Raw genomic sequence first — 23390 nt, 5'->3', positions numbered from 1 at the left:
CCTACGCAGGAGACTGACCAAGTGAATCGTTCGCTCTACATCGCCGCGACCGGCATGAATGCGCAGCAGGCGCAGATGGACGTGATTTCGAACAACCTCGCGAACACCAGCACGAACGGCTTCAAGGCGTCGCGCGCGGTGTTCGAGGATCTGCTGTACCAGACCATCCGCCAGCCCGGCGCGAACTCGACGCAGCAGACCGAACTGCCGTCGGGCCTGCAGCTCGGCACCGGCGTGCAGCAGGTCGCGACCGAGCGCCTGTACACGCAGGGCGGCCTCACGCAGACCGGCAACTCGAAGGACGTCGCGATCAACGGCGCGGGCTTCTTCCAGGTGCTGATGCCGGACGGCACCAACGCGTACACGCGCGACGGCTCGTTCCAGACCAACGCGCAGGGCCAGCTCGTCACGTCGAGCGGCTACCAGGTCCTGCCGGCGATCACCGTGCCGCAGAACGCGCAGTCGCTGACGATCGGCAAGGACGGCGTCGTGTCGGTCACGCAGCCGGGTTCCGGCAACGCGGTGCAGATCGGTTCGCTGCAGATCGCGACCTTCATCAATCCGACCGGCCTCGAGGCGAAGGGCGAGAACCTGTTCGCGGAAACGACGTCGTCGGGCGCGCCGAACGTGTCGCAGCCGGGGCTGAACGGCGCGGGCGTGCTCAACCAGGGCTACGTCGAGGCGTCGAACGTGAACGTCGTGCAGGAACTCGTCAACATGATCCAGACGCAGCGTGCCTACGAGATCAACAGCAAGGCCGTGACGACGTCCGACCAGATGCTGCAGACCGTCACGCAGATGAAGAGCTAACCGGAACGTCCCGTCGCAGCCATGAAGCAGGTTCGCCTCCCCTCGTCAGCCACCGTCCGCGCCGCGTGCGCGGTCGCGGTGGCGGCGCTCGCCGGTTGCGCGCAGATTCCGCGCGATCCGATCATCCAGCAGCCGATGACGGCGCAGCCGCCGATGCCGATGTCGATGCAGGCGCCCGGCTCGATCTACAACCCCGGCTACGCGGGGCGGCCGCTGTTCGAGGATCAGCGCCCGCGCAACATCGGCGACATCCTGACGATCATGATCGCGGAGAACATCAACGCGACCAAGTCGTCGGGCGCGAACACCAACCGGCAGGGCAACACCGACTTCAGCGTGCCGACGGCCGCGTTCCTCGGCGGGCTGTTCGCGAAGGCGAACCTGTCGGCGGCCGGCGCGAACAAGTTCGCGGCCACTGGCGGCGCGAGCGCGGCGAACACGTTCAACGGCACGATCACGGTGACCGTCACCAGCGTGCTGCCGAACGGCAACCTCGTGGTCAGCGGCGAGAAGCAGATGCTGATCAACCAGGGCAACGAATTCGTGCGCTTCTCGGGGGTCGTCAACCCGAACACGATCTCGGGCGCGAACTCCGTCTACTCGACGCAGGTCGCCGACGCGAAGATCGAATACTCGTCGAAGGGCTATATCAACGAAGCCGAGACGATGGGCTGGCTGCAGCGCTTCTTCCTCAACATCGCGCCGTGGTGATGACGATGCAGCTCCCCCTTTTCCACCGCCTGTCGCTGCGTGCACGCGCCGTCGCGCGGTGTGCCGCCGTCGTGCTGGCCGCGTGCGTGCTCGGCGCCGCGCCCGCGCACGCGGAACGCCTGAAGGATCTCGCGCAGATCCAGGGCGTGCGCGACAACCCGCTGATCGGCTATGGCCTCGTCGTCGGCCTCGACGGCACGGGCGACCAGACGATGCAGACGCCGTTTACGACGCAGACGCTCGCGAACATGCTCGCGAACCTCGGCATCTCGATCAACAACGGTTCGGCCAACGGCGGCCCGTCGTCGCTGAACAACATGCAGCTGAAGAACGTCGCGGCCGTGATGGTGACGGCCACGCTGCCGCCGTTCGCACGGCCCGGCGAAGCGCTCGACGTGACCGTGTCGTCGCTCGGCAACGCGAAGAGCCTGCGCGGCGGCACGCTGCTGCTCACGCCGCTGAAGGGCGCGGACGGGCAGGTGTACGCGCTCGCGCAGGGCAACATGGCGGTCGGCGGCGCGGGCGCCAGCGCGAACGGCAGCCGCGTGCAGGTGAATCAGCTCGCGGCCGGCCGGATCGTCGGCGGCGCGATCGTCGAGCGCGCGGTGCCGAACGCGGTCGCGCAGATGAACGGCGTACTGCAGCTGCAGCTGAACGACATGGATTACGGCACCGCGCAGCGGATCGTGTCCGCGGTCAACTCGAGCTTCGGCCCGGGCACCGCGACGGCGCTCGACGGCCGCACGATCCAGCTCGCGGCGCCGGCCGATTCCGCGCAGCAGGTCGCGTTCATGGCGCGCCTGCAGAACCTCGACGTGAGCCCGGACAAGGCCGCGGCGAAGGTGATCCTGAACGCGCGCACCGGCTCGATCGTGATGAACCAGATGGTCACGCTGCAAAGCTGCGCGGTCGCGCACGGCAACCTGTCGGTGGTCGTCAACACGCAGCCGGTGGTGTCGCAGCCGGGGCCGTTCTCGAACGGGCAGACGGTGGTCGCGCAGCAGTCGCAGATCCAGTTGAAGCAGGACAACGGCGCGCTGAAGATGGTGACGGCCGGCGCGAATCTCGCCGACGTCGTGAAGGCGCTGAACACGCTCGGCGCGACGCCCGCGGACCTGATGTCGATCCTGCAGGCGATGAAGGCGGCCGGCGCGCTGCGCGCCGACCTGGAGGTGATCTAAATGGCAGCCACGCTCCCCAACGCAAACGACCTCACGCAGCGCTTCGCGCTCGACGTGCAGGGTTTCGACGCGCTGCGCGCGCAGGCGAAGCAGTCGCCGCAGGCCGGCGCGAAGGCGGTCGCCGGCCAGTTCGACGCGATGTTCACGCAGATGATGCTCAAGAGCATGCGCGACGCGTCGCCCGACGGCGGCCTGTTCGATTCGCATACGTCGAAGATGTACACGTCGATGCTCGACCAGCAGCTCGCGCAGCAGATGTCGACGCGCGGCATCGGCGTCGCCGATGCGCTGATGAAGCAGCTGCTGCGCAATGCGGGCGCCAGCGCGGGCAGCGACACGGCGGCCGACGTCGGCGCGGGCGGTCTGGGCGGCATGGGCGCCGGCGGCCTCGGCACGGCCGGCAACGAAGGCAGCCTCGCCGCGATGAACGCGATGGCGAAGGCCTATGCGAACGCGGCGAACAACGGCGGGCTCGCGGGCGCGCGCGGCTACTCGGCCGGCAGCGCGCTGACGCCGCCGGTCAAGGGCGCGAGCGGCGTGCCGAACGCGGACGCGTTCGTCGACCGGCTCGCGGCGCCCGCGCAGGCGGCCAGCGCGACGACCGGCATCCCGGCGCGTTTCATCGTCGGCCAGGCCGCGCTCGAATCGGGCTGGGGCAAGCGCGAGATCCGCGCGACCGACGGCTCGACCAGCTACAACGTGTTCGGCATCAAGGCGAACAAGGGCTGGACCGGCCGCACCGTGTCGGCGCTGACCACCGAATACGTGAACGGCACGCCGCGCCGCGTGGTCGCGAAGTTCCGTGCGTACGATTCGTACGAGCACGCGATGACCGATTACGCGAACCTGCTGAAGAACAACCCGCGCTATGCGGGCGTGCTGAGCGCGAGCCGCAGCGTCGAAGGCTTCGCGCACGGGATGCAGAAGGCCGGCTACGCCACCGACCCGAATTACGCGAAGAAGCTGATCTCGATCATGCAGCAGATCGGCTGACGGGCCCGCCCGCTCCCGGCTCGCCACCCCTTTTGGACCGCGCCCGGCACCTTGCCGCGCGCGGTTTCAACGTTTGCGAGAAATAAATCGCCGTTTCGATCTAAACTTTCGGTCAGCACTGCCGCTAAGTGTGAGAGACCTGCGACCGGGCCCCCGTTCTGGCCCGGTTTTATTGCGCACCGGTTGCCCCGGGCGCCCATGACAAGAAAGACCGGCTAGCCATGAATATCGAAACGTCGACGGACCCCAGCCTGGATGCAGGCCACTCCGGGCCCGACTATGCCCGCCGCAATCCGCTGGAAATCGGCGTGCAGCTGCGCAACCTGGTGAACCGCGGCGATTTCCTGACCGTCCAGTATCCGGGGGGCCAGCTCGTCACGCGTCTGCTCGAGGTCGACGTCGGCGAGCGGACGTTCACGTTCGACTGGGGTGCGCTGTCCGAGCAGAACGCCGGCATCCTCGGCGCGTCGCACTGCACGTTCGCGGCCGCGCCGGAGGGCGTGCGCGTCGAATTCACCACGGGCACGCCGCGCGAGACGCGCTACGAGGGGCTGCCCGCGTTCGTCGCCGATTTCCCCGACGTGCTGGTGTGCATCCAGCGCCGCGAATATTTCCGCGTCGACGCGCCGATCGTCGATCCGTTCCTGTGCCGCGGCAAGCTGCCGGACGGCGAAAGCTTCCTGTTCGAGGTGCACAACCTGTCGCTCGGCGGCGTGGGGCTGCGCACGGCCGACGAGCGCGTCGAGGCGCTCGAGGTCGGCACGCTGCTGCCGGACGTCGAGCTCGAGCTGACCGGCCACGGCAAGCTGTCGCTCGACCTGCAACTGGTGTCGCAGCGCTCGACGCAGATGCCGAACGGGGCGCGGCGCTACCAGCTCGGCTTTCGCTACATGTCGCTGCCGGGCAGCGCGGAGAACACGCTGCAGCGGCTGATCACGCAGCTCGAAATGAAGCGCCGCTCGCTCGCGCGGGCCTGACGCGCCGGCCCCCACGGGCCGCCCGCGCAGCGCCGCCGGCGCCTTGCGCCGGGCGCTTCCAGCGGCGACGCACGCCCGTGCGTCGGGCGTGCATTTTTTCCTCAATTTTTTCAATCCGCGGCCGTTATACCGGGAGTCACGCAACCCGGCGGCCGCAGCGCGGCCGGCTCATCAGGATCGCGCATGTCCAACACACTCATGAACCTCGGCGTCAGCGGCCTGAATGCCGCGCTCTGGGGCCTCACGACGACCGGCCAGAACATCAGCAACGCCGCGACGCCCGGCTATTCGGTCGAACGCCCCGTCTATGCCGAGGCGAGCGGGCAGTACACCAGCAGCGGCTACCTGCCGCAGGGCGTGAACACCGTCACCGTGCAACGGCAGTACAGCCAGTACCTGAGCGACCAGCTGAACGGTGCGCAGTCGCAGGGCGGCGCGCTGTCGACGTGGTATTCGCTCGTCGCCCAGCTGAACAACTACGTCGGCAGCCCGACGGCCGGCATCTCGACCGCGATCACGAGCTATTTCACGGGGCTGCAGAACGTCGCGAACAATGCGTCCGATCCGTCGGTGCGGCAGACCGCGATCAGCAACGCGCAGATTCTCGGCGACCAGCTGAAGGCAGCGGGCCAGCAATACGACGCGTTGCGCCAGAGCGTGAACACGCAGCTCACCAGCACCGTGTCGCAGATCAACACGTACACCGCGCAGATCGCGCAGCTGAACCAGCAGATCTCGGCGGCGAGCAGCCAGGGGCAGCCGCCGAACCAGCTGATGGACCAGCGCGACCTCGCGGTGTCGAACCTGTCGAGCCTCGCCGGCGTGCAGGTCGTGCGCAACGACAGCGGCTACAGCGTATTCCTCGCGGGCGGCCAGCCGCTCGTCGTCGCCGACAAGAGCTACCAGCTTGCGACCGTCACGTCGTCGTCCGATCCGAGCGAGCTGACCGTCGTGTCGCAGGGCATCGCCGGCGCGAATCCGCAGGGGCCGAACCAGGCGCTGCCGGATGCGTCGCTGTCGGGCGGCACGCTCGGCGGCCTGCTCGCGTTCCGCCGTCAGACGCTCGACCCGGCCCAGGCGCAGCTCGGCGCGCTCGCGACCAGCTTCGCCGCGCAGGTCAACGCGCAGAACGCGCTCGGCGTCGATCTGGCGGGCAAGCCGGGCGGCAACCTGTTCACGGTGACGAACCCGACCGTCTATTCGAATCAGGGCAACACCGGCAACGCGTCGCTGTCCGTGTCGTTCGCCAATGCGTCGCAGCCGACGACGAGCGACTACACGCTGTCGTACGACGGCACGAACTACACGCTGACCGACCGCGCGAGCGGGTCGGTGGTCGACCAGAAGGCGGGTCCGATGCCGGTCTCGCTCGGCGGGCTGAACTTCTCGTTCTCGTCCGGCGCGATGAATGCCGGCGACCAGTTCACCGTGCTGCCGACGCGCGGCGCGCTGACCGGCTTCGGCCTCGCGACCACGAGCGGCTCGGCGATCGCGGCCGCGTCGCCGGTGGTCGCTGCGGCATCGAAAACCAACATCGGCACGGCAAAGATCACGCAGGGCGCGGTGAGCGCCGGCTACCAGGTGCCGACGACGCCGACCAAGCTGACCTACGACGCGGCGTCGCAGTCGCTGTCGGGCTTCCCGGCCGGCACCACGGTGACGATCGCGGGCACCCCGCCGACCTCGGTGACGATCACGAGCCCGACCGACAGCGTGCCGTACAACGCGACGGCAGGCGCGAAGCTGACGATCAACAGCACCACGCAGCCGGCCCCGGCGGGCGTGATGAACGGCGTGACCGTCACGCTGTCCGGCGCGCCGTCGGATGGCGACACGTTCACGATCGGACCGTACGCGGGCGGCACGAGCGACGGCTCCAACGCACAAGCGTTGTCGCAGCTCGTCACCGCGAAGGCGCTCGGCGGCGGCACGACGACGCTGACCGGCGCGTATGCGAACTACGTGAACGCGATCGGCAACACGGCGAGCCAGCTGAAGTCGTCGAGCGCCGCGCAGACCTCGCTCGTCGGCCAGATCACGACCGCGCAGCAGTCGGTGTCGGGCGTGAACCAGAACGAGGAAGCGGCGAACCTGATGCAGTACCAGCAGCTTTACCAGGCGAACGCGAAAGTGATCCAGACGGCGGCGACGCTGTTCCAGACCGTGCTCGGCCTGTTCAACTGACCGGATTCGAGGGATAGAAGCGATGCGAATTTCCAGCGCCCAGTTCTTCCAGCTGAACGTTTCACAGATGAACGATCAGCAGGCGCAGCTCGCGCAGCTGTACCAGCAGATTTCGAGCGGCACGAGCCTGCAGACGCCGGCCGACAACCCGGTCGGCGCGGCGCAGGCCGTGCAACTGTCGATGACGTCGGCGACGCTGTCGCAGTACACGACCAACCAGACCACCGCGCTCGCGTCGCTGCAGGCCGAGGACCAGGCGCTGCAGAGCGTGAGCAGCGTGCTGACCGGCGTGCAGACGCTGATCGTGCGTGCCGGCGACGGCTCGCTGGCCGACAGCGACCGCTCGGCGCTCGCGACGCAGCTGCAAGGCTATCGCGACCAGCTGGTGACGCTCGCGAACTCGAACGACGGTGCCGGCAATTACCTGTTCGCCGGCCTGAACAATTCGACGGCGCCGTTCACGGCCAGCCCGAACGGCAGCATCAGCTACGTCGGCGACTCGGGCACGCGCCAGGTGCAGATCGCCGATTCGAGCAGCGTGTCGCAGGGCGACACCGGTTCGGCGGTGTTCATGTCCGTGCCGTCGCTCGGCAGCGCGCAGGTTCCGTCGGCCGGCGCCGGCAACGTCGGCACCGGCGCGATCGGCGCGGTGACGGTGACGGACCCGTCCGCCGCGACCAACGATCACCATTTCGCGATCACGTTCGGCGGCACGCCCGCCGCGCCGACCTACACGGTGACCGACAACTCGGCCAAGCCGCCGACCACGACGCCCGCGCAGGCCTATACGTCGGGTGCGTCGATCGCGCTCGGCAGCGGGATGACGGTGGCCGTATCGGGCACGCCGAGCACGGGCGATACGTTCGCCGTGACGCCCGGCCCGCAGGCGAGCGGCGGCGCCGACATCTTCTCGACGCTCGACTCGATGATCGCGGCGCTGAAGACGCCGGTGACCGGCAACCCTGTCGCGGCCGTGTCGCTGAAGAACGCGCTGATGACCGGGTCGATCAAGGTCGGCAACACGATGCGCAACGTGACGACGATCCAGGCATCCGTCGGCGGCCGCGAGCAGGAAGTGAAGGCGATGCAGGCCGTCACCCAGACCGCGTCGCTGCAGACGACCAGCAACCTGACGGACCTGACCAGCACCAACATGGTCACGACGATCAGCCAGTACCTGCAGGTGCAGAACGCGCTGACCGGCGCGCAGAAGGCGTACGTGCAACTGCAGAACCTGTCGCTGTTCCAGTACATCAATCCGTGATGCACGCGGCGCCGGCCTCGATGTGAGCGCACGCTTACTTCGCGGCCGGTGCTTGCCGCTGCCAGCCGCGCATCGTGCGCGGACGGGCGCTTCGCCGGGGCCGCGCGGTCGCGCACCGGCTCTCTCGCGCGGCCTGCCGCGTTCTCGTTTGGCCGGCTCCGCCCGCCGGTTCGCTTGCCAGCCCCATTTCCGCTCCGTAAACTCGCGCCAGATTCCAGACCGGCGCATCCTTCGCAGCCGGCGACCGACGACCGACAGGAGCGCTTTCCCCATGTCCGATTCCTACTTCCCGCGCTGGCGGGTCCAATCGACCGGCGCGGCCTCGCGCGTGGTCGGCCCCGACGAGCGCCTCGCGTGGCCGCAGATGGTCGCGATGGGCGTGCAGCACGTCGTCGCGATGTTCGGTTCGACCGTGCTCGCGCCGTTGCTGATGGGCTTCGATCCGAACCTGTGCATCTTCATGTCGGGCATCGGCACGCTGCTGTTCTTCGTGCTGGTCGGCGGGCGCGTGCCGAGCTATCTCGGCTCGAGCTTCGCGTTCATCGGCCTCGTGATCGCGGTGACCGGCTACGGCGGCAGCGGCCCGAACCCGAACATTCCGGTCGCGCTCGGCGGGATCGTCGCGTGCGGCGTCGTGTACGTCGCGCTCGGCGCGCTGGTGCAGGCGATCGGCACGCGCTGGATCGAGACGCTGATGCCGCCCGTCGTCACCGGCGCGGTGGTCGCGGTGATCGGGCTGAACCTCGCGCCGATCGCGGTCAAGGGCGTGTCCGGCTCGACCTTCGAGTCGGTGATGGCGCTCGTCACGGTGCTGTGCGTCGGCGGCGTCGCGGTGTTCGCGCGCGGGATGATGCAGCGCCTCTTGATCCTCGTCGGGCTCGTGATCGCGTACGTGATCTACGCGATCGCGACCAACGGCATGGGCCTCGGCAAGCCGATCGATTTCGCGATCGTCGCGCAGGCCGCGTGGTTCGGCGTGCCGAGCTTCCGCGCGCCGGTGTTCGATCCGCACGCGATGCTGATGCTCGCGCCGATCGCGGTGATCCTGGTCGCGGAGAACCTCGGCCACATCAAGGCCGTCAGCGCGATGACGGGCACCAATCTCGACCGCTACGTCGGCCGCGCGTTCATCGGCGACGGGCTCGCGACGATCGTATCGGGCAGCGTCGGCGGCACGGGCGTGACGACCTACGCGGAGAACATCGGCGTGATGGCCGTCACGCGGATCTATTCGACGCTGGTGTTCGCGGTCGCGGCGCTGATCGCGATCGGGCTGGGCTTCTCGCCGAAGTTCGGCGCGGTGATCCAGACGATTCCCGGCCCCGTGCTCGGCGGCGTGTCGATCGTCGTGTTCGGGCTGATCGCGGTGACGGGCGCGCGGATCTGGGTCGTCAACAAGGTCGACTTCTCCGACAACCGCAACCTGATCGTCGCGGCCGTCACGCTCGTGCTCGGCGCCGGCGACTTCTCGCTGAAGATCGGCGGCTTCGGGCTCGGCGGGATCGGCACCGCGACGTTCGGCGCGATCATCCTGTACGCGATCCTGCGCAAGGAGAAGGAACCGGGGCCGGTGGTGTGAGCGGGAGCGGGCGGTGCAATGCCGCCCGGCAGCGCGGGTTGACGGTACAAAAACATCGGGACCGCAGGTGTTCGTCCGAGACGTTCCAAGCGATGTCAGATCGGGCGGAAAATACTGGAATCAGCCATTTTGTTGGGCGTTCGTTTCTGGCTTCACATTCTGTAACGGTGTTGGATCTCAAGAGCCAGCCCTGGTCTCGATGGAGACGCTGGTCGGCGTTGATACGGCGCTCGCTCCGCACGACACGTTAGCATTCGTTCAATATTCCTGACACTTCTTCCCGTGTGTCGTCGCGGGGCTTTGTGGTATACGTCTGAGCTTATCGCGGCATGGGCGCGATGCTCTCATCATCCGTCCCCCTTTGCCGGAGTATTCCGGGGCATACGAGTAGCCCACCGGCACGTCGCGCGCAGACCGAGGGACGAGAACAATGCAGAACACGGCACAGGCCCTGAGAGACCTTGCGCTGGGCCCGCAATACAACCGGCAAGTGCAAATCAGCTTTCCGGACGATAACGCGCCTTACGGAATCCTGCTGCCGAACGCATTCGAGGCGGTTGAAGCGTTATCGAAGGATTTCGCGTACAAGATCGAAATCCTGTCGGATAACGATCATCTTGCACCGAAGATTTCATCGGCAAGCGCATTACGATCAGTCTGGCGCGCGGCGACGGAAGCCTGCGATATTTCAACGGCCATATTTTCGCGTTCCGGCACGTTCGCACGGATGGCGGCTGGGTATTCTATGAGGCGCACGCAGGCCCGTGGCTGCGCTACCTGAAGTACAGCCAGCACAATCGTTTGTTTCTCGACCAGAACCTGCACGACCAGACAGCGACGGTTTTTCAGGACTACGGCGTGTTGCCGGAATGGGCGTGGCACGTCGGCGAAGACGATCCGCGCATGACGATGGCCTGCCAGTTCGATGAAGACGACCACAATTACGTTCATCGGCGCTGGGAGCATGCGGGCTACCTGTACTGGTACGAGCACACGGCCACGTCGCACAAACTGACCGTTTCCGACCCGACGCGTCCCGCGCCCGCGATCGACGGCAAGATTCACGAAGTCCGCTTCCACAATGGCGAGGGGGCGGAAGAGTCGAACAGCATCCGGAGCTGGTCCCCGTTCCAGCAGACGACATCGACGCACGCGGAACTGTCCCGCTTCGACTTCAAGACGCCGACGCCGACCCACGTTCAAACGAGTCTGTTGAGTCCCGATGCCGCGCTGCCGCAGCTCGAATGGAACGAGTACGCAGGCGCGTACGGCTACCGGAACATGGAGCATGGGTATCAGATCGCGAATCGCCGAATGGAGGAAATCGAGGCGACGATCAAGCGCTTCGACGCGACGGGCAACAATCGCTTCGTGCAGCCGGGGCGCTGGTTCCAGCTGACCGACCGTTACGGTTCGGCGCTGAGCCGCGACCCGAACGACGACGAATACCTGATCGTCTCGGTTCGGCACGTGGTGACCAACAACTATTTGCAGGACACGGGCGTGCTGGCGGAATACCGCAACGAGTTCACGTGTGTCCCCAAGGCGACGCCGTGGCGGCCGGGGCGCGGCTACAACAGCATCGACACGAAGATCCTTGCGCCACAGACGGCAACCGTCGTCGGCCAGTCCGGCACGAGCATCCACACCGACGAACACGGCCGCGTGCTGGTTCAATTCCATTGGGATCGCGACGGCAAGTATTCGACATGGGTGCGGGTCGCGAGCGGCTGGGCCGGCGGCGGCCAAGGGATGGCGGCGCTGCCCCGTATCGGTTCCGAAGTGATCGTGCAATGGCTCGATGGAAATCCGGACCACCCGATCATCACGGGCCGCGTGATGAACGCGCGCAACGTGCCGTCGTGGAAGCTGCCGGACGAGCATCCACTGATGGGGATTCGCAGCCGGGAACTGATCGGCGCGGATGGCAACGCGTCGTCCGGCCGAAGCAATCAACTGATCTTCGATGACACGGCGAACGCCATTCAGGCGCAACTTCGGTCCGACCATGCGGCGAGCCAACTCTCGCTCGGCAAGATCACCCGGATCGAGGACTGGCAGGGGCGCAAGGATGCTCGGGGCGAGGGCTTCGAGCTGCGTACGGATGAGGTCGGCGCGATTCGCTCCGGCAAGGGCATGGTAATCAGCACCGAGGTGCGTCCTGCTGCGCAGGGGCACCTCTCGGACGTTAGCGAACCCGCATCGCGACTGACCAAAGCACAAACGTTACATGGGCAGCTTGGCAAGCTTGCGCAGCACTATCAGGCGCAGGACAACGGAGCGGACCAGACACCGATCGCCGATGTGCTGAAATCGCAGGTGGAGGGTATCCAGGGCGCGGGTGCGACGGGCAACAGCGACAAGGGCGACTTCCCGGAACTCAACGAAGCGCACTTGCTGCTGGCCGGCGCGGCTGGCATCGCCGTGACGACGCCCGCGACCGCGCACGTCACGGGCGGCCAGCACGTAGCCGTGACGGCCGGCGAAAGCATGTCGGTCGCGACGGGGAAATCGTTCTTCGCCAGCGTATCGGACAAGTTCTCGCTGTTCGTGCACAAGATGGGGATGAAGCTGATCGCCGCGAGCGGCAAGGTGCAGGTGCATGCGGAAAACGACGAGCTGGAGCTGCTGGCGAAGAAGGTCTTGTCGATCATCAGCACGACGGACTGGATCAACATTACCGCCAAGCAGGGCATTCGCTTGACGGCCGGCAACAGCCAGCTCGAAGTCAGCGCGAAAGGCATCGTGGGCTATACGCCCGGTGAAAACAAGATCCATGCGGGCAGTCACGATACGGTGGGGCCGCAGAGCGTGCCGGCCAACTTCCCTGGCAATGATCTGTGTGAACAGGTTGCCAGTGGCGCAGCCCAGGCTGGCCAGGCATCGGTCGCACTGACATGAGCGAAGGCATATGACTATTGCTCCCCTGCAAGCAGCCCCTAACTTCTCGGGGCCGCTCACACACGGTTTCCTGTTGGTGGAACCGACGACACTAGTTCATGCACCTGAGCTGCTGGCACTGGATATGCAGCCGTGTACCCCGCGCGCGCTGGCACACCGTGAGGAATTGATGCCCCAACTCGTCGATATCTCCGCGCTGGACGACGAAGCGCGTGCGCTGGCAACCGCGTGCTGGGTAGCAGAAACACATATTGAACGCCCGCCTGTGGTGTGCGCATGGCTCAGCAGCGATGCGCCCGCCGACGCGATATGCGAACACGTTGCACGCTATCTGGTCGGTCCGGGCGCAGACGGTAACCCCACGTTCTGGCGTTACTACGATCCACGTGTGCTGAGCCTGACACACGCGGTGCTCGATTCGTCTCAGCAACGGGTATTGTTTGGCCCGATTCAGGCGTGGCAGTTCGCGTGGGCCGGACATCGCTGGTGCGTTACGCGTTCCGGCGCCGACACAGCGGACACCGATCAACCGTCCGGCTGGCCGCGTCGCGAGCAATGGCCGCGCATCAATTGCAGTGAAGCCGCAGATCGGGTGCTACGCCGGCTACCCACCATGTCTGTCGAGCACGCCGCGCAATTCCCCATCGCACTGGACAGGGTGTTCAGTGAGGCGATTCTGAGCGGCCACGCTATGGATGTCGATGCGCTTGTCGAGTATGCATTGCAACACTTGCGACTCGATATTGCACTTGACTCTGAAACTCGAGGATCAAAACCATGACGACCAAAGGTTGCCCGCTGTGCGATCGCCAATCGCTGCTGATCTATCCCGTACGGTACGCCATCGCCTGTCCGCGTGGCGCAGCGAAAGCCCCAGCGCTGTCCGGTAATTTCAAAATTGACGGTCGGGCACCTCAAGCAGTTGCCTCCGCCAAATTCACGTTACGCGCGCTGCGTCAAGGCTATCTATACACCTACGACGAGAAGCGCAAACGGCTCAGCGCTTACATGGTTCTGGATGATGGCAGTCTTTGGTATTTCCCACCCGACACGACGCCACCTCCGGGCGACTCCAAAAGCGCACTCACTCAAAGTTGTATCGCACGTGCCGAAACGGACTTCGAGTCGCTGGGGCGATGTGTCAGTGTTCAGCATACGCCTGGAAGTGACGAGGCGACCAATCTCTGGATTGGCTGGTCGAACGTGCGGTGGACCAAGGACCTCGTACACAACAAAATCAATGAAGACGCTTGGCGCAAGCAGCATATGCAGTGCATCAACGTTCCCGCGATGCTGGCCGGGGGCGCCACCGATACGGGCGAATTTCAAGCCACGCAGAGCAAGATCGCGCATTTTGCGATGGATGCTCAGGCGATGAAGGCAGCGTTCGGCTTTAGCAACCGCACACCCAAGGACGAGATCCGACTACGTCAGCGCAACGTCGCCAAACGAATCGGTGATGCAATGGCTGAATCTCCGAACAAGAAAGGCTTTGTGGTCGCGGTCAACGACCCTGTCGGCGTCGCTAACGATCTCGCGGAACTGACGGTTCCCAACCTGAACAATGGTTTCGACGAACAGATGTATTGGAAGTGGACATCGGCGCAACTGCTCCAACGTGCTGAAGCGGGAATTCGAGCGAATGCGAAGGCCGTTACTGGACTGACCTATGGAACTTCGAAGACCATCGCCGATGCCAATGCCGTCAATATGAAGGTCGGCGCTCCCGTCGCGCCGGATGCGGTCGGTTTTTTTCACGTCATGCGCTCGTGGATTAGGACGGGAAGTCTTGAGCAGGCGATGAAGGAGGAAGACAGAAAGACGGGGGACGTTCCCGCGACGCAGGAAGAGGCGGCGAACGAGGCGTGGGAGGACGCAGCGTTCAAGGTCGGTCCCGATGGGAAGCGAACCAGCGTGCTCGATGAAGAGGCGTTGAAACGCTTCCCACAGGAGTATCAGCAAGCGCTCGAAGCTTTCAAGCCGAAGTGGCAGCCGCTTGTGCAAGCGCATGCGGAATGGCTCAAGTCGCAATTGCTCGCCGAATGGATGGCTGGCGTTCACGATTCGCAGGACCTTCGGAGCGGCTACGCATACAGTGAGTCCTGCGCACAGGCCATTGGTGCCGCTGTCGGCACCGAAGCCTGCAAGAAAGTGCTCGATGACTGGCTGAACGGTCAGGCTTCGAACAACCGCAATCTGTACGTGCGCGCCCTGATGTTCAATCAGGACACGCTGATAAAAGCGGCGGACGCACAGGTGCACGGTTCTGATATCCAATACGAGAACTTCCTGAATCTCTACAAGGAAGCGTTCAAGAAGATCGAAAATCTGGGCAACGCGGCCAGTCTGCGCGATCGGCTCATCGTGACGACCGCCAATCAGATCGTCGGCGTACTCACGAAGACCACGCGCGGTGCCGCGCTCGGCTTCGTGACTATTCGTTTGGCGATACAGTCCGGAGTTCGACTCAAACCGTCACAAGTCAGCAAACTTGCCATTCGCGACTGGGCGTTGCAGCAAGCCCGGGAGTTGGGCGTCAAATTGGACGGAAACCGGACGGAACAGCGCGCATCGGCGACCCAGGTCGGGAAACAGGTTCTGAGGACGGCACCACCGAGTGATCCGAACGTCGTCGCCTACGAGATGGACGTCGACGCGCTGGTTCGGGACGGGAAGCTCGAGGCCAGTGCGATCAAGGCCGTTAAAGTCCCAGGAGTGGACTCAGCAAAGAAGTGGCTCAATTCGTCGACCGAGTTCAACTTGGGCGTCGCGACTGTAATCTTTCAGATGGCGACGCTCACGTTTGCTGCCCTGGATTGGAAGGATCGAGATCAGTTCAATGAAACCGAAACCACTATGAAGGGCGCTGGTGCTGTTGTTGCGATCATCGGATCCCTCATCGAATACTCGTCGGAGACCGTAGTGAAAACGCCCGCTCATCCGTTGTCAGCGTATCTGATGCAGGCGTGGGGCGTATCCAAGGACGGCGCTGAGGTTGGCGTGAAGTTTGGGCGTGGACTCGGCGCGATCGCAGGCCTCTTCTTGGCCGGGTTTGACATATTCAAGAATGCGCCTGAGGCTTTCCAAAATCGCGAAAAAAAATTGGGATGGCTCTATATCGGAAGTGGAAGTCTTGGCGCGTACGTAGCTGTCGCCGCACTTTTCAGTTGGCCCCTTTTCTGGCCGGCCCTGATTTTGTCGATTCTGATAGCGATTGCGATCGCAATTTTCAAGGCGTCAGCCCTCAAGGATTGGGTCTCCCGTTGCAAATTCAGCAAGGGGGAGCACTACGACTCGCTTGAGGCGGAACTCAAGGCATTTAGCTCGGCGGCGGGAGCCTGACATATGGACGAACGCGTCATGAAGAAGTGCATTGGCAAGCCGGTACCGGAGTGGGATCTCGCACATCGCTTGCCGATCAATCGAGCCGTTGGTCCAGACGTTCAGGACTTCGGGGCGACTTTCAGCATTAACTCGATCTTTATGGATGTGATCGAGCCTTCCTTTCTCGAAAAACAGTGGTTTGTCACTGGCGTAGTGTTCGCCTTCATGTGTATAGGGATCGGGCCATATGTCTATTGGCTCACTCATGTTCGCTACCCATACGCAGCCGATTCACTGGGCGACGTTTTTGCGCTATGCATTTCTCTAGGCTTTGGTTTCATGGTCTGGAAACTCGGGCGCGGCCTGTTCTTTGGTCTCCGCTATCGCCCGATCCGTTTCCATCGCGAAGCTCGCAAGCTTTTTGCGATTCGCGCACGACGCTTTTTCGCGAAACCCGGCGAAGGTGACATCGTTTGGGAAGCACCGTGGACGGAAGATTCGATCTTTTGTCTGCACCGCGAAGACACGTCGTTCGGCACGATTTTCCACATTCGGCACTATACGGTCGACGACCACGGCAATGTCACTCGCGTGTTCTCGATAGGTCGGGAATGGACCGGCAAGCAGCAGGTTGAAATGGCACTCGCGCAGTGGAACTACTGGTGCGCGTACATGAACGGCGGGCCGAACGGTTTGCCCAAACCGATGCTGTTTCACACGCAGCGCGAGACGCCACGCGAGTCGTTCCTGTTTTCTCTGTATAGCTTCGGGATGCGCGCGCCGGTCTTCATTCGTTTGCTGATGATGCCGCTGATTCTGATCTTTACCGTCATGCGAATCATTGCGAATGCGACCTGTCGCGATCCTGTCTGGCCTGCCGCCATCGAGCAAATTTCCGCGATCGCGCCCGATGATCTTTACGCGGAACCGCGCTCAGGGACGCCTGTCGGATGGGGAGACACTGTGTTGGCCCAGCAGCGCGGCGAGTATCCGAATGGGTCGAAAGCGCGGGTCGAAGACTGGAGGGGTGAACCCGACGGCGGAATGTACGCGGCAGCTTGGCTCGAGAATCCTGCTGCCAACATGGCAAACTCGGCAGTGCGAAGCTAACGGTGCTTGACGAAGAGGATTTCCGGCATGATTGAAAGGCACATCGTAGCGGCGCTAACCACGGCACTTGTGTTGTTCGCTGGATGCTCGTCAAGTGCATCTGCGAAATACGATGCAGCGGAAGAAGCGGTCAAATCAGCATTGGTCGATGCCCAAGACATCGATTTTTTTGATTTATACGAAAACACGCTTGATTTGCACGGGATAAGTTCGACGCCGAACTACACGCGCACGTTCATTTGCGGATACGTCACCTACAAAAATCGGGCCGGCCAGCTGGTTCGCGCGCGTTTTATCTATGTGACCCGTTCGGATGATCCGTCACTTGCCGACTATGGCCCGCTCAGCCTGGAGAAGCCTGAGCTGAATTACGGAATTCGTGATGAGGACAATGGAGGCAGGTACGCGACCGCGTTCGAATTCTCCGGATGGAATCGAATTTGCGCCAATGCTCGGCATCCGAAAACTTTTAGCGGAGTCGCTCCGAAGAGCGACGGTTGACCTGGATGCGGGACCGATCAGGTCTTGCTTGTTCAACGGCATGACAATGCAAACGATGCGGAAAGGATGATGAAGGATGAAAACGGACGTGGCGTGATCCGCCTGAATGACAAGACGACGCACGGTGGCCACGTGATCACCGCGAGTGACGATCTGAAAGCGCAGGGCATTCCCGTCGCGCTCGAAGGGCACCTGACCGAATGTCCGAAGTGCGGCGGGCAGTTCAGGATCATTCCCCAAAACAGTACGCGCAACCATCACGGTACGCCGGTAGCCTTTCACGATGATCCGACGGAGTGCGGAGCGCGACTGATTTCGTCGCTTGAATAGAGGTCATCGCGTATGGGCGGTTCGGTAGATCCGATGAAGGAAACGGCATTGATCGGCGAATCGTCGCCCGACGCGCAGGTTGTGCATCATTGGCTTTATTTGAACCGGCTACGCCACTTCCCGGAGCCTGGCAAGCGCACGCGGGCGGAACGGCTAGCGGAAATCGAACATCTCTATGACCGACACGTCGTCGGCCCGGCGATTCTCGACGCCGAGGCGGCCGAATCTCTCCCGTCGTACGGCCCGCGGCATGAAGTGATCCGGATGCAGCCATACGGCCCACAAGGAGGATTGCGCAAACTTATCTTCGTCGGCCCGACACTCGTGCGTTCCGACCGACTAGGGCTGTAGCTGAATGGATCACCTGCTGTCGCATTACGAATATGAACTCGGGTTGTTCGCGCGGGCACTCGGCGATTTCGCGATCCGCTATCCAAAGATCGCGGCTCGGCTCGGCATCCAGAGCGGCCGAAGCGACGATCCGCATGTGGCGCGTCTGATTCAAACCTTTTCGTTTCTGGCCGCACACCTCGATTCGAAGCTGGCCGACGACTATCCCGAGTTCACCGAGGCGCTGCTCGAGGTCGTCCACCCCCACTATCTGCGCACCATACCGTCGTGCGCGATTGCCTCGGTCGAACCACGGACGATCGTCGGTCAACTGACGGAGCCGATCATCGTGCCGCGAGGCATGGCGTTGAATGCGCGCACCGCCCCGATACGGTTCCGGTCGGCCTACGACGTGACCCTCTCGCCATTGCAAATCCGGTCCGCGCGGTATGCCCCGGCGATGCTGGCGCCGTCGGCCGTGAGATTGCCGACAGACGCAACCGGCGTGCTGTCGATCAGCTTCGCGTCGGCTGCCGGTCCATTCACGGCGGCTATTCCGGACGGGCCTGTCCGGATCTATCTTTCCGGCGAACGGCCGTTCGTCTCGTCGCTGCTGGACGCTTTGCTGCTGCGCGCGGCGGCCGCGTATGTCGAGGTCGATCAATGTGGGCGCTGGCGGGCCATATCGAAGGTGCCGTTCGAACCGGTCGGTTTCGCCGATGACGACCGCTTGCTGCCGGACAACCGAACCACCAGCCGCACCGCGACCACCTACCGCTACTTGCTGGAATACTTCGCGTTTCCCGAACTGTTCGATTTCGTCGATCTCGACATCGGCCGCGTGCGGCGGGCAGCAAGCGCTCCCGACGCTCGGGAACTAACGTTGCACGTCGTATTGCGCGATACGCCTGCCGACTCGGTCGCCGCGCTGGCGCTTGCATCGCTGGACGCGGCGGCGTTCAAGCTGTTTTGTACGCCCGTCGTGAATCTCTTTTCTCAACCGGCCCTGCCCATTGTGTTGAAGGGGCAGGACGCCTATCCGGTCCAACCCATGCGACTGGCGAAACATTCGCCGCTGGGCGTGTATTCGGTCGACGCGGTCTATCTCGGCGAGTTATCAAGGAAGAAGGACAAAGACGAGGACGTATCGCTCGACAGTGATCGGCCTAGAACCCTGGTGCGGCCCTATCAGGCGCTGAGTCACGATCCGCGCCCGGATTCGGCGGCGGTCTATTGGGTTGCGTTTCGTGACCGCGATACGGGATCGCCCGGTCGTCAATCCATGATGCTGTCGCTGGTCGGACTGGACGGACAGTCGGTCCGGCCAAAGCTGCCCCAAATCGATGTGGTGACGACGGTGACAAACGGCGACTTGCCGGCGCGCTTGTCGATCGGCAATCCGGTGGGCGATTTGCTGCTCGAAAGCAAGGCGCTGGATTGTCCGATCCAGTTGATTACCCGACCGACGTTGACGGCTGATCTGCCGCGTGGCCACGGTGCGTTGTGGCGCGTGTTGTCGACGCTTGCGCCGCATCCGCTGGACCTGACGCGGGACGGGTTATCGGGGCTGAAAGCATTCCTGCGGCTTCACGCGGTGCGCACGACGCCGTTCGCGCTGCGCTGCATCGACGCGATTACCGAACTGGACTACAAGCCGGCAATGAAATGGATGTCGCTGGATAATCAGTTCCCGTCGTTCGTGCGCGGCATCGAAATCATGTTGTCGCTTGACGAGACCGCGCTGCGCGAAGTCAGCCTGGTCGTGTTCACGAAGCTGCTCGAACGGTTCTTCGCGCCGTACGGGCCGACGAACAGTTATGTCCAACTGGTGATCCGTTCGGCGCAGACCGGCCAGGAATTGACGCGAGGCGCGGCCATGCCCGGTACGCAGCCGCTGATCTGAACGCATCGGCCAGGATTCTCGTCATGAGGCGGCGGGGTGATCCGGATCAGCCCTGACCAAGCGCTCGACCGTATGTTGTCTGACCCGGGTGGGCGGCGCAACGCTGCCGATCGCTTGCATTACGCGCCAGTATTCGACTGCCCCTGCAACCACGCACAGAACTGCGCGACGAGCGGATCGTCGGCCGGCGCGCCCGGCGCGATCCACCAGTAGCTGCGCGTCGCGATACGCGGCCCGTCGAGCGGCATCACCAGCCGCCCGCTCGCGAGTTCGTCGTCGATCAGCGGCAACGGGCCGAGCGCGACGCCCAGCCCGTCGACCGCCGCCTGCAGCGCCAGGTAGAAGTGGTCGAACGACTGCCGCTTGCGCCCCTTCATCGCGACGCCGGCCGCCGCGAACCAGTCGCGCCAGCCTTCCGGCCGCGTATCCGAATGCAGCAGCACGTGCCGCGCGAGATCGTCGGCCCGCGTGATCGGCGCGCGCTTGAGCAGCGCCGGGCTGCACACCGGAATCACGCTTTCGTCGAGGAAGTGGCCGCTCGTGCAGTTCGGCCAGTGGCCGGGGCCGCGGCGGATCGCGACGTCGAAGCCGTTCAGCGTGTCGAGCGGCGCGTTCGACGTCGACAGCTTCAGCTCGACGTTCGGCACGTCGCGCTGGAACCGCGACAGGCGCGGCAGCAGCCATTTCATCGCGAAGGTCGGCAGCGCGTTGATGCGCAGCACGCGCGCCGCGCCGGTGTTGCGCAACTGCTCGGTCGCGTGCGCGATGCTGTCGAACGCCGCGCGTACGGTGTCCAGGTAGCGGCGGCCTTCGTCGGTGAGCTTCACGCGCTTGCCGTAGCGGTGGAACACCGGCTTGCCGAGCCACGCCTCGAACCCGGCGATCTGCCGGCTGATGGCACCGTGAGTCACATGCAGCTCGTCGCCGGCGGCACTGAAGCTTTCATGTCGTGCCGCGGCTTCAAAGGCCCGAAGCGCGGAAAAGGGCGGGAGATCGCGTGCCATGCTTGTGATTTTAGATCACAAGGGCGCGCCGATAAAATCGTTTTGCCGGAATCCTGAACGGCGGTAACCTCGATTCACCGTTTGATGAGGAGCCCCATGCAATCCGCTTTGCCGCCCGCCTTCCCGCCGCCTGCCGAGTCCCCTCGCAGCGTCGGCCTCGCCGAGCTGTTCACCGGCTTCCTGTCGCTCGGCCTGATGTCGTTCGGCGGCGCGTTGCCGTTCGCGCGGCGCACGATCGTCGACGAGCGCAAGTGGCTCTCCGCCGACGAATTCACCGATCTGCTCGGCCTGTGCCAGTTCCTGCCGGGCGGCAACGTGATCAACCTGTCGGTCGCCGTCGGCATGCGCTTTCGCGGCGTCGCCGGCGCGTTCGCCGGGATTCTCGGGCTGATCGCCGGCCCGACGCTCGTCGTCGTCGCGCTCGGCGTGCTGTACGCGAAGACACAGAACGATCCGCGCGTGCAGCACCTGTTCGCGGGGCTCGCCGCGGCGGCGGCCGGGCTGCTCGTCGCGATGGCCGTGAAGGTCGCGAAGCCGCTGCTTCGGGCGCCGCGCACCGCGGCGGCGATTGCGGCACTCGCATTCGTCGCGATCGCGGTGCTGCGACTTCCGCTGCTGACCACGATGCTGGTGCTGACGCCCGTCAGCATCTGGCTCGCGTCGCGCCGCCGCGAGGCCGGCACGCCGCGGCCGGCGCCGGCTGCCGCGCGAGGCGCGCACGATGCGCACGACTCGCCCCACACGCAACAGGAGCGCCGGCCATGAGCGATACGCTGATCGCCATCGCGACGATCTTCAGCCAGTTGTCGCTGCTCGCGTTCGGCGGCGGCAACACGATCCTGCCGGAGATGCAGCGGCAGGTCGTCGACGTGCACCACTGGATGAGCGCGCACGAGTTCACCGCGCTGTTCGCGCTGGCCCAGGCGGCGCCCGGGCCCAACATGATGATCGTGTCGCTGGTCGGCTGGCACGTGGCCGGCTGGGCCGGGCTGCTCGTCGCGTCGGTCGCGAAGTTCGGGCCGTCGTCGATCGTGACGGTGCTCGCGCTGCATGCGTGGGAGCGCTTTCGCGACCGGCCGTGGCGCCGCTACGTGCAGCAGGGAATGATGCCGGTGACGGCCGGGCTCGTCGCGGCCAGCGCGGTGCTGATTTCCGAGGCGTCGAACCGCACCGCGATCCAGTGGGGCATCACGGCCGCATGCGCGGTGCTCGCGTGGCGCACGCGCATCCATCCGCTGTGGCTGCTCGCGGGCGGCGCGCTGATCGGGCTCACGGGCATCGGGCAGTGAACGGCGCACAACCGCCCTCCCGTGCGCGATACTGGCGCGACTTTTCACGGGAGGATCGATGGATCTCGACGGCGCCAGCCGCAATCTCACTGTCGCCGCATTGCTGACGCTGTCCGGCGGCTACCTCGACGCGTACACGTACGTCGGCCACGGCCACGTGTTCGCGAACACGATGACCGGCAACGTCGCGCTGCTCGGCATCAACCTGTCGGCCGGCGAATGGGCCGCCGCGCTGCATCACGTGCCGCCGCTCGGCGGCTTCGTGCTCGCGGTGTTCGTCGCGCATCTGCTCGCCCTGGCCGCGCAGCGCGGCTGGATGCGACATACGGCGTTCGTGAGCCTGATCGTCGAAATCGCGTTTCTCGGCGTCGCCGCGAGCGGCGTCGTCGGCGCGTCGAGCGCATGGTTGATCCCGGGCATCTCGTTCGTCGCGACGCTGCAGACGCTGTCGTTCACCCATCTCGAGGCACTGTCGTACACGTCGGTGATGACGACCGGCAACCTGCGGCGCGCCGCGCAGAAGCTGTTCGTCGGGCTGATTCCGCGCTACGACGCGGGCGCGCTGCACGACTCGGCGCTGCTCGCGACGATCAGTTTCTGTTTCCTGGGCGGCGCGGTGGTCGGCGGCCTCGTGACGCGGCTCGTGCCGGACATCGCGCTGTGGGGCGCCGTGCTGCTGCTCGTCGGCGCGTTCGCGGAAATCGTGCGGCGTGCGTGGCGTCGCGCGGGGAACGGCGGTGCGGGTGGCGCGGGCGGTCAGGGTGGTCAGGGCGACAGCAGCGACGGGGCGACGCAAACGGCCTGACGGCAGGCTGCAACCCGCAACCCGCCGCAACGATCGCACCGGCGATTTCTCCGCGATCCGCGTGACCACGCCGCACCATCGCCGAACCTTGCAGCGCCGCGCGTGCCCGCCGGCGCCGCCGCCCACCGTGCCGCCGCCGCACGAAAACACGCCCCGCGCGGGAAACGTTGTTCCCGGACGACAATCGCGCGATT

General features: G+C 64.8%; 21 protein-coding genes. 20 read left to right on the top strand and 1 reads right to left on the bottom strand.

The features are described from left to right. Window positions 1-21: 21 nt before the first annotated feature. The 17 genes from flgG (at window position 22) to tssF (ending at window position 20098) form a co-directional block, all read left to right on the top strand. A complete protein-coding gene (gene flgG / locus J8I35_RS28300) occupies window positions 22-810 on the top strand; it encodes a flagellar basal-body rod protein FlgG (protein ID WP_175905256.1) in 789 nt (262 codons plus the stop codon). 21 nt (window positions 811-831) lie between these two features. Further along, window positions 832-1521 carry a flagellar basal body L-ring protein FlgH gene (flgH, locus tag J8I35_RS28295; RefSeq protein WP_050014266.1) on the top strand — a complete coding sequence of 230 codons (690 nt, stop codon included), beginning with the start codon at window positions 832-834 and terminating at the stop codon, window positions 1519-1521. Window positions 1522-1526: 5 nt separating this feature from the next. After that, window positions 1527-2702, top strand: a complete 1176-nt coding sequence (locus J8I35_RS28290; RefSeq protein WP_050014341.1) for a flagellar basal body P-ring protein FlgI — start codon at window positions 1527-1529, stop codon at window positions 2700-2702. Beyond that, window positions 2703-3695: a flagellar assembly peptidoglycan hydrolase FlgJ gene (gene flgJ, locus J8I35_RS28285; RefSeq protein ID WP_124593502.1), complete on the top strand. Its 993-nt coding sequence runs from the start codon at window positions 2703-2705 to the stop codon at window positions 3693-3695. 221 nt (window positions 3696-3916) lie between these two features. Continuing rightward, complete coding sequence (locus tag J8I35_RS28280) at window positions 3917-4672, top strand: flagellar brake protein (protein ID WP_209928127.1); 756 nt, start codon at window positions 3917-3919, stop codon at window positions 4670-4672. A gap of 183 nt (window positions 4673-4855) precedes the next feature. Further along, window positions 4856-6856, top strand: coding sequence for a flagellar hook-associated protein FlgK (gene flgK, locus J8I35_RS28275; protein ID WP_050014269.1), 2001 nt, complete (start codon window positions 4856-4858; stop codon window positions 6854-6856). A gap of 22 nt (window positions 6857-6878) precedes the next feature. Beyond that, on the top strand, window positions 6879-8120 hold the full coding sequence (gene flgL / locus J8I35_RS28270; protein ID WP_050014270.1) for a flagellar hook-associated protein FlgL: 1242 nt from the start codon (window positions 6879-6881) through the stop codon (window positions 8118-8120). A gap of 271 nt (window positions 8121-8391) precedes the next feature. Continuing rightward, the gene (locus J8I35_RS28265; protein WP_050014271.1) at window positions 8392-9699 is read left to right on the top strand and encodes a solute carrier family 23 protein; all 1308 of its coding nucleotides are present in this window, start codon (window positions 8392-8394) and stop codon (window positions 9697-9699) included. 430 nt (window positions 9700-10129) lie between these two features. Further along, window positions 10130-10480 carry a hypothetical protein gene (locus tag J8I35_RS34725; protein ID WP_245170462.1) on the top strand — a complete coding sequence of 117 codons (351 nt, stop codon included), beginning with the start codon at window positions 10130-10132 and terminating at the stop codon, window positions 10478-10480. Beyond that, window positions 10378-12600: a type VI secretion system Vgr family protein gene (locus tag J8I35_RS28260; RefSeq protein ID WP_245170463.1), complete on the top strand. Its 2223-nt coding sequence runs from the start codon at window positions 10378-10380 to the stop codon at window positions 12598-12600. Before J8I35_RS34725 ends, J8I35_RS28260 begins: the two co-directional genes overlap by 103 nt. Window positions 12601-12610: 10 nt before the next feature. Next, window positions 12611-13381: a DUF4123 domain-containing protein gene (locus J8I35_RS28255; RefSeq protein WP_209928122.1), complete on the top strand. Its 771-nt coding sequence runs from the start codon at window positions 12611-12613 to the stop codon at window positions 13379-13381. Next, window positions 13378-15942 (top strand): T6SS effector BTH_I2691 family protein, encoded by a 2565-nt coding sequence (locus J8I35_RS28250; protein WP_209928116.1) that lies wholly within the window; start codon window positions 13378-13380, stop codon window positions 15940-15942. The genes J8I35_RS28255 and J8I35_RS28250 overlap by 4 nt, the downstream gene beginning before the upstream one ends. Before the next feature lie 3 nt (window positions 15943-15945). Further along, window positions 15946-17034, top strand: coding sequence for a DUF6708 domain-containing protein (locus J8I35_RS28245; protein WP_124846578.1), 1089 nt, complete (start codon window positions 15946-15948; stop codon window positions 17032-17034). A 27-nt stretch (window positions 17035-17061) separates the two neighbouring features. Next, entirely contained in the window at window positions 17062-17535 is a 474-nt protein-coding gene (locus tag J8I35_RS28240) for a hypothetical protein (RefSeq protein ID WP_209928111.1), read from the top strand. A 69-nt stretch (window positions 17536-17604) separates the two neighbouring features. After that, a complete protein-coding gene (locus J8I35_RS28235; protein ID WP_050014342.1) occupies window positions 17605-17865 on the top strand; it encodes a PAAR domain-containing protein in 261 nt (86 codons plus the stop codon). A 33-nt stretch (window positions 17866-17898) separates the two neighbouring features. Continuing rightward, window positions 17899-18216, top strand: coding sequence for a hypothetical protein (locus J8I35_RS28230; protein WP_209928107.1), 318 nt, complete (start codon window positions 17899-17901; stop codon window positions 18214-18216). Between the two features lie 4 nt (window positions 18217-18220). Next, window positions 18221-20098 (top strand): type VI secretion system baseplate subunit TssF, encoded by a 1878-nt coding sequence (gene tssF / locus J8I35_RS28225; protein WP_209928101.1) that lies wholly within the window; start codon window positions 18221-18223, stop codon window positions 20096-20098. 119 nt (window positions 20099-20217) lie between these two features. Here the strand turns inward: tssF and J8I35_RS28220 are convergent, their stop codons facing one another. Beyond that, window positions 20218-21102, bottom strand: a complete 885-nt coding sequence (locus J8I35_RS28220; protein ID WP_050014276.1) for a transcriptional regulator GcvA — start codon at window positions 21100-21102, stop codon at window positions 20218-20220. Between the two features lie 96 nt (window positions 21103-21198). Between J8I35_RS28220 and J8I35_RS28215 the strand changes: the two genes are divergently transcribed. Genes J8I35_RS28215 through J8I35_RS28205 form a run of 3 tightly spaced genes read left to right on the top strand, consistent with a single transcriptional unit; the run spans window position 21199 to window position 23196 of the window. Then, window positions 21199-21867 carry a chromate transporter gene (locus J8I35_RS28215; RefSeq protein WP_209928095.1) on the top strand — a complete coding sequence of 223 codons (669 nt, stop codon included), beginning with the start codon at window positions 21199-21201 and terminating at the stop codon, window positions 21865-21867. After that, on the top strand, window positions 21864-22391 hold the full coding sequence (locus tag J8I35_RS28210) for a chromate transporter (RefSeq protein ID WP_050014278.1): 528 nt from the start codon (window positions 21864-21866) through the stop codon (window positions 22389-22391). The genes J8I35_RS28215 and J8I35_RS28210 overlap by 4 nt, the downstream gene beginning before the upstream one ends. A 58-nt stretch (window positions 22392-22449) precedes the next feature. Next, complete coding sequence (locus J8I35_RS28205) at window positions 22450-23196, top strand: YoaK family protein (RefSeq protein WP_050014279.1); 747 nt, start codon at window positions 22450-22452, stop codon at window positions 23194-23196. Window positions 23197-23390: the final 194 nt, after the last annotated feature.

This window comes from Burkholderia sp. CpTa8-5 (assembly GCF_017815045.1).
Lineage (GTDB): Bacteria > Pseudomonadota > Gammaproteobacteria > Burkholderiales > Burkholderiaceae > Burkholderia > Burkholderia sola.
This window is presented reverse-complemented; position numbering and strand designations above follow the sequence as displayed.

Bases quoted from the DNA above. Each gene is read 5' to 3' on its own strand.
- flgH (WP_050014266.1), top strand. From the start codon at position 832: ATGAAGCAGGTTCGCCTCCCCTCGTCAGCCACCGTCCGCGCCGCGTGC.
- J8I35_RS28290 (WP_050014341.1), top strand. From the start codon at position 1,527: ATGCAGCTCCCCCTTTTCCACCGCCTGTCGCTGCGTGCACGCGCCGTC.
- flgJ (WP_124593502.1), top strand. From the start codon at position 2,703: ATGGCAGCCACGCTCCCCAACGCAAACGACCTCACGCAGCGCTTCGCG.
- J8I35_RS28280 (WP_209928127.1), top strand. From the start codon at position 3,917: ATGAATATCGAAACGTCGACGGACCCCAGCCTGGATGCAGGCCACTCC.
- flgK (WP_050014269.1), top strand. From the start codon at position 4,856: ATGTCCAACACACTCATGAACCTCGGCGTCAGCGGCCTGAATGCCGCG.
- flgL (WP_050014270.1), top strand. From the start codon at position 6,879: ATGCGAATTTCCAGCGCCCAGTTCTTCCAGCTGAACGTTTCACAGATG.
- J8I35_RS28265 (WP_050014271.1), top strand. From the start codon at position 8,392: ATGTCCGATTCCTACTTCCCGCGCTGGCGGGTCCAATCGACCGGCGCG.
- J8I35_RS34725 (WP_245170462.1), top strand. From the start codon at position 10,130: ATGCAGAACACGGCACAGGCCCTGAGAGACCTTGCGCTGGGCCCGCAA.
- J8I35_RS28255 (WP_209928122.1), top strand. From the start codon at position 12,611: ATGACTATTGCTCCCCTGCAAGCAGCCCCTAACTTCTCGGGGCCGCTC.
- J8I35_RS28250 (WP_209928116.1), top strand. From the start codon at position 13,378: ATGACGACCAAAGGTTGCCCGCTGTGCGATCGCCAATCGCTGCTGATC.
- J8I35_RS28245 (WP_124846578.1), top strand. From the start codon at position 15,946: ATGGACGAACGCGTCATGAAGAAGTGCATTGGCAAGCCGGTACCGGAG.
- J8I35_RS28240 (WP_209928111.1), top strand. From the start codon at position 17,062: ATGATTGAAAGGCACATCGTAGCGGCGCTAACCACGGCACTTGTGTTG.
- J8I35_RS28235 (WP_050014342.1), top strand. From the start codon at position 17,605: ATGAAGGATGAAAACGGACGTGGCGTGATCCGCCTGAATGACAAGACG.
- J8I35_RS28230 (WP_209928107.1), top strand. From the start codon at position 17,899: ATGAAGGAAACGGCATTGATCGGCGAATCGTCGCCCGACGCGCAGGTT.
- tssF (WP_209928101.1), top strand. From the start codon at position 18,221: ATGGATCACCTGCTGTCGCATTACGAATATGAACTCGGGTTGTTCGCG.
- J8I35_RS28220 (WP_050014276.1), bottom strand. From the start codon at position 21,102: ATGGCACGCGATCTCCCGCCCTTTTCCGCGCTTCGGGCCTTTGAAGCC.
- J8I35_RS28215 (WP_209928095.1), top strand. From the start codon at position 21,199: ATGCAATCCGCTTTGCCGCCCGCCTTCCCGCCGCCTGCCGAGTCCCCT.
- J8I35_RS28210 (WP_050014278.1), top strand. From the start codon at position 21,864: ATGAGCGATACGCTGATCGCCATCGCGACGATCTTCAGCCAGTTGTCG.
- J8I35_RS28205 (WP_050014279.1), top strand. From the start codon at position 22,450: ATGGATCTCGACGGCGCCAGCCGCAATCTCACTGTCGCCGCATTGCTG.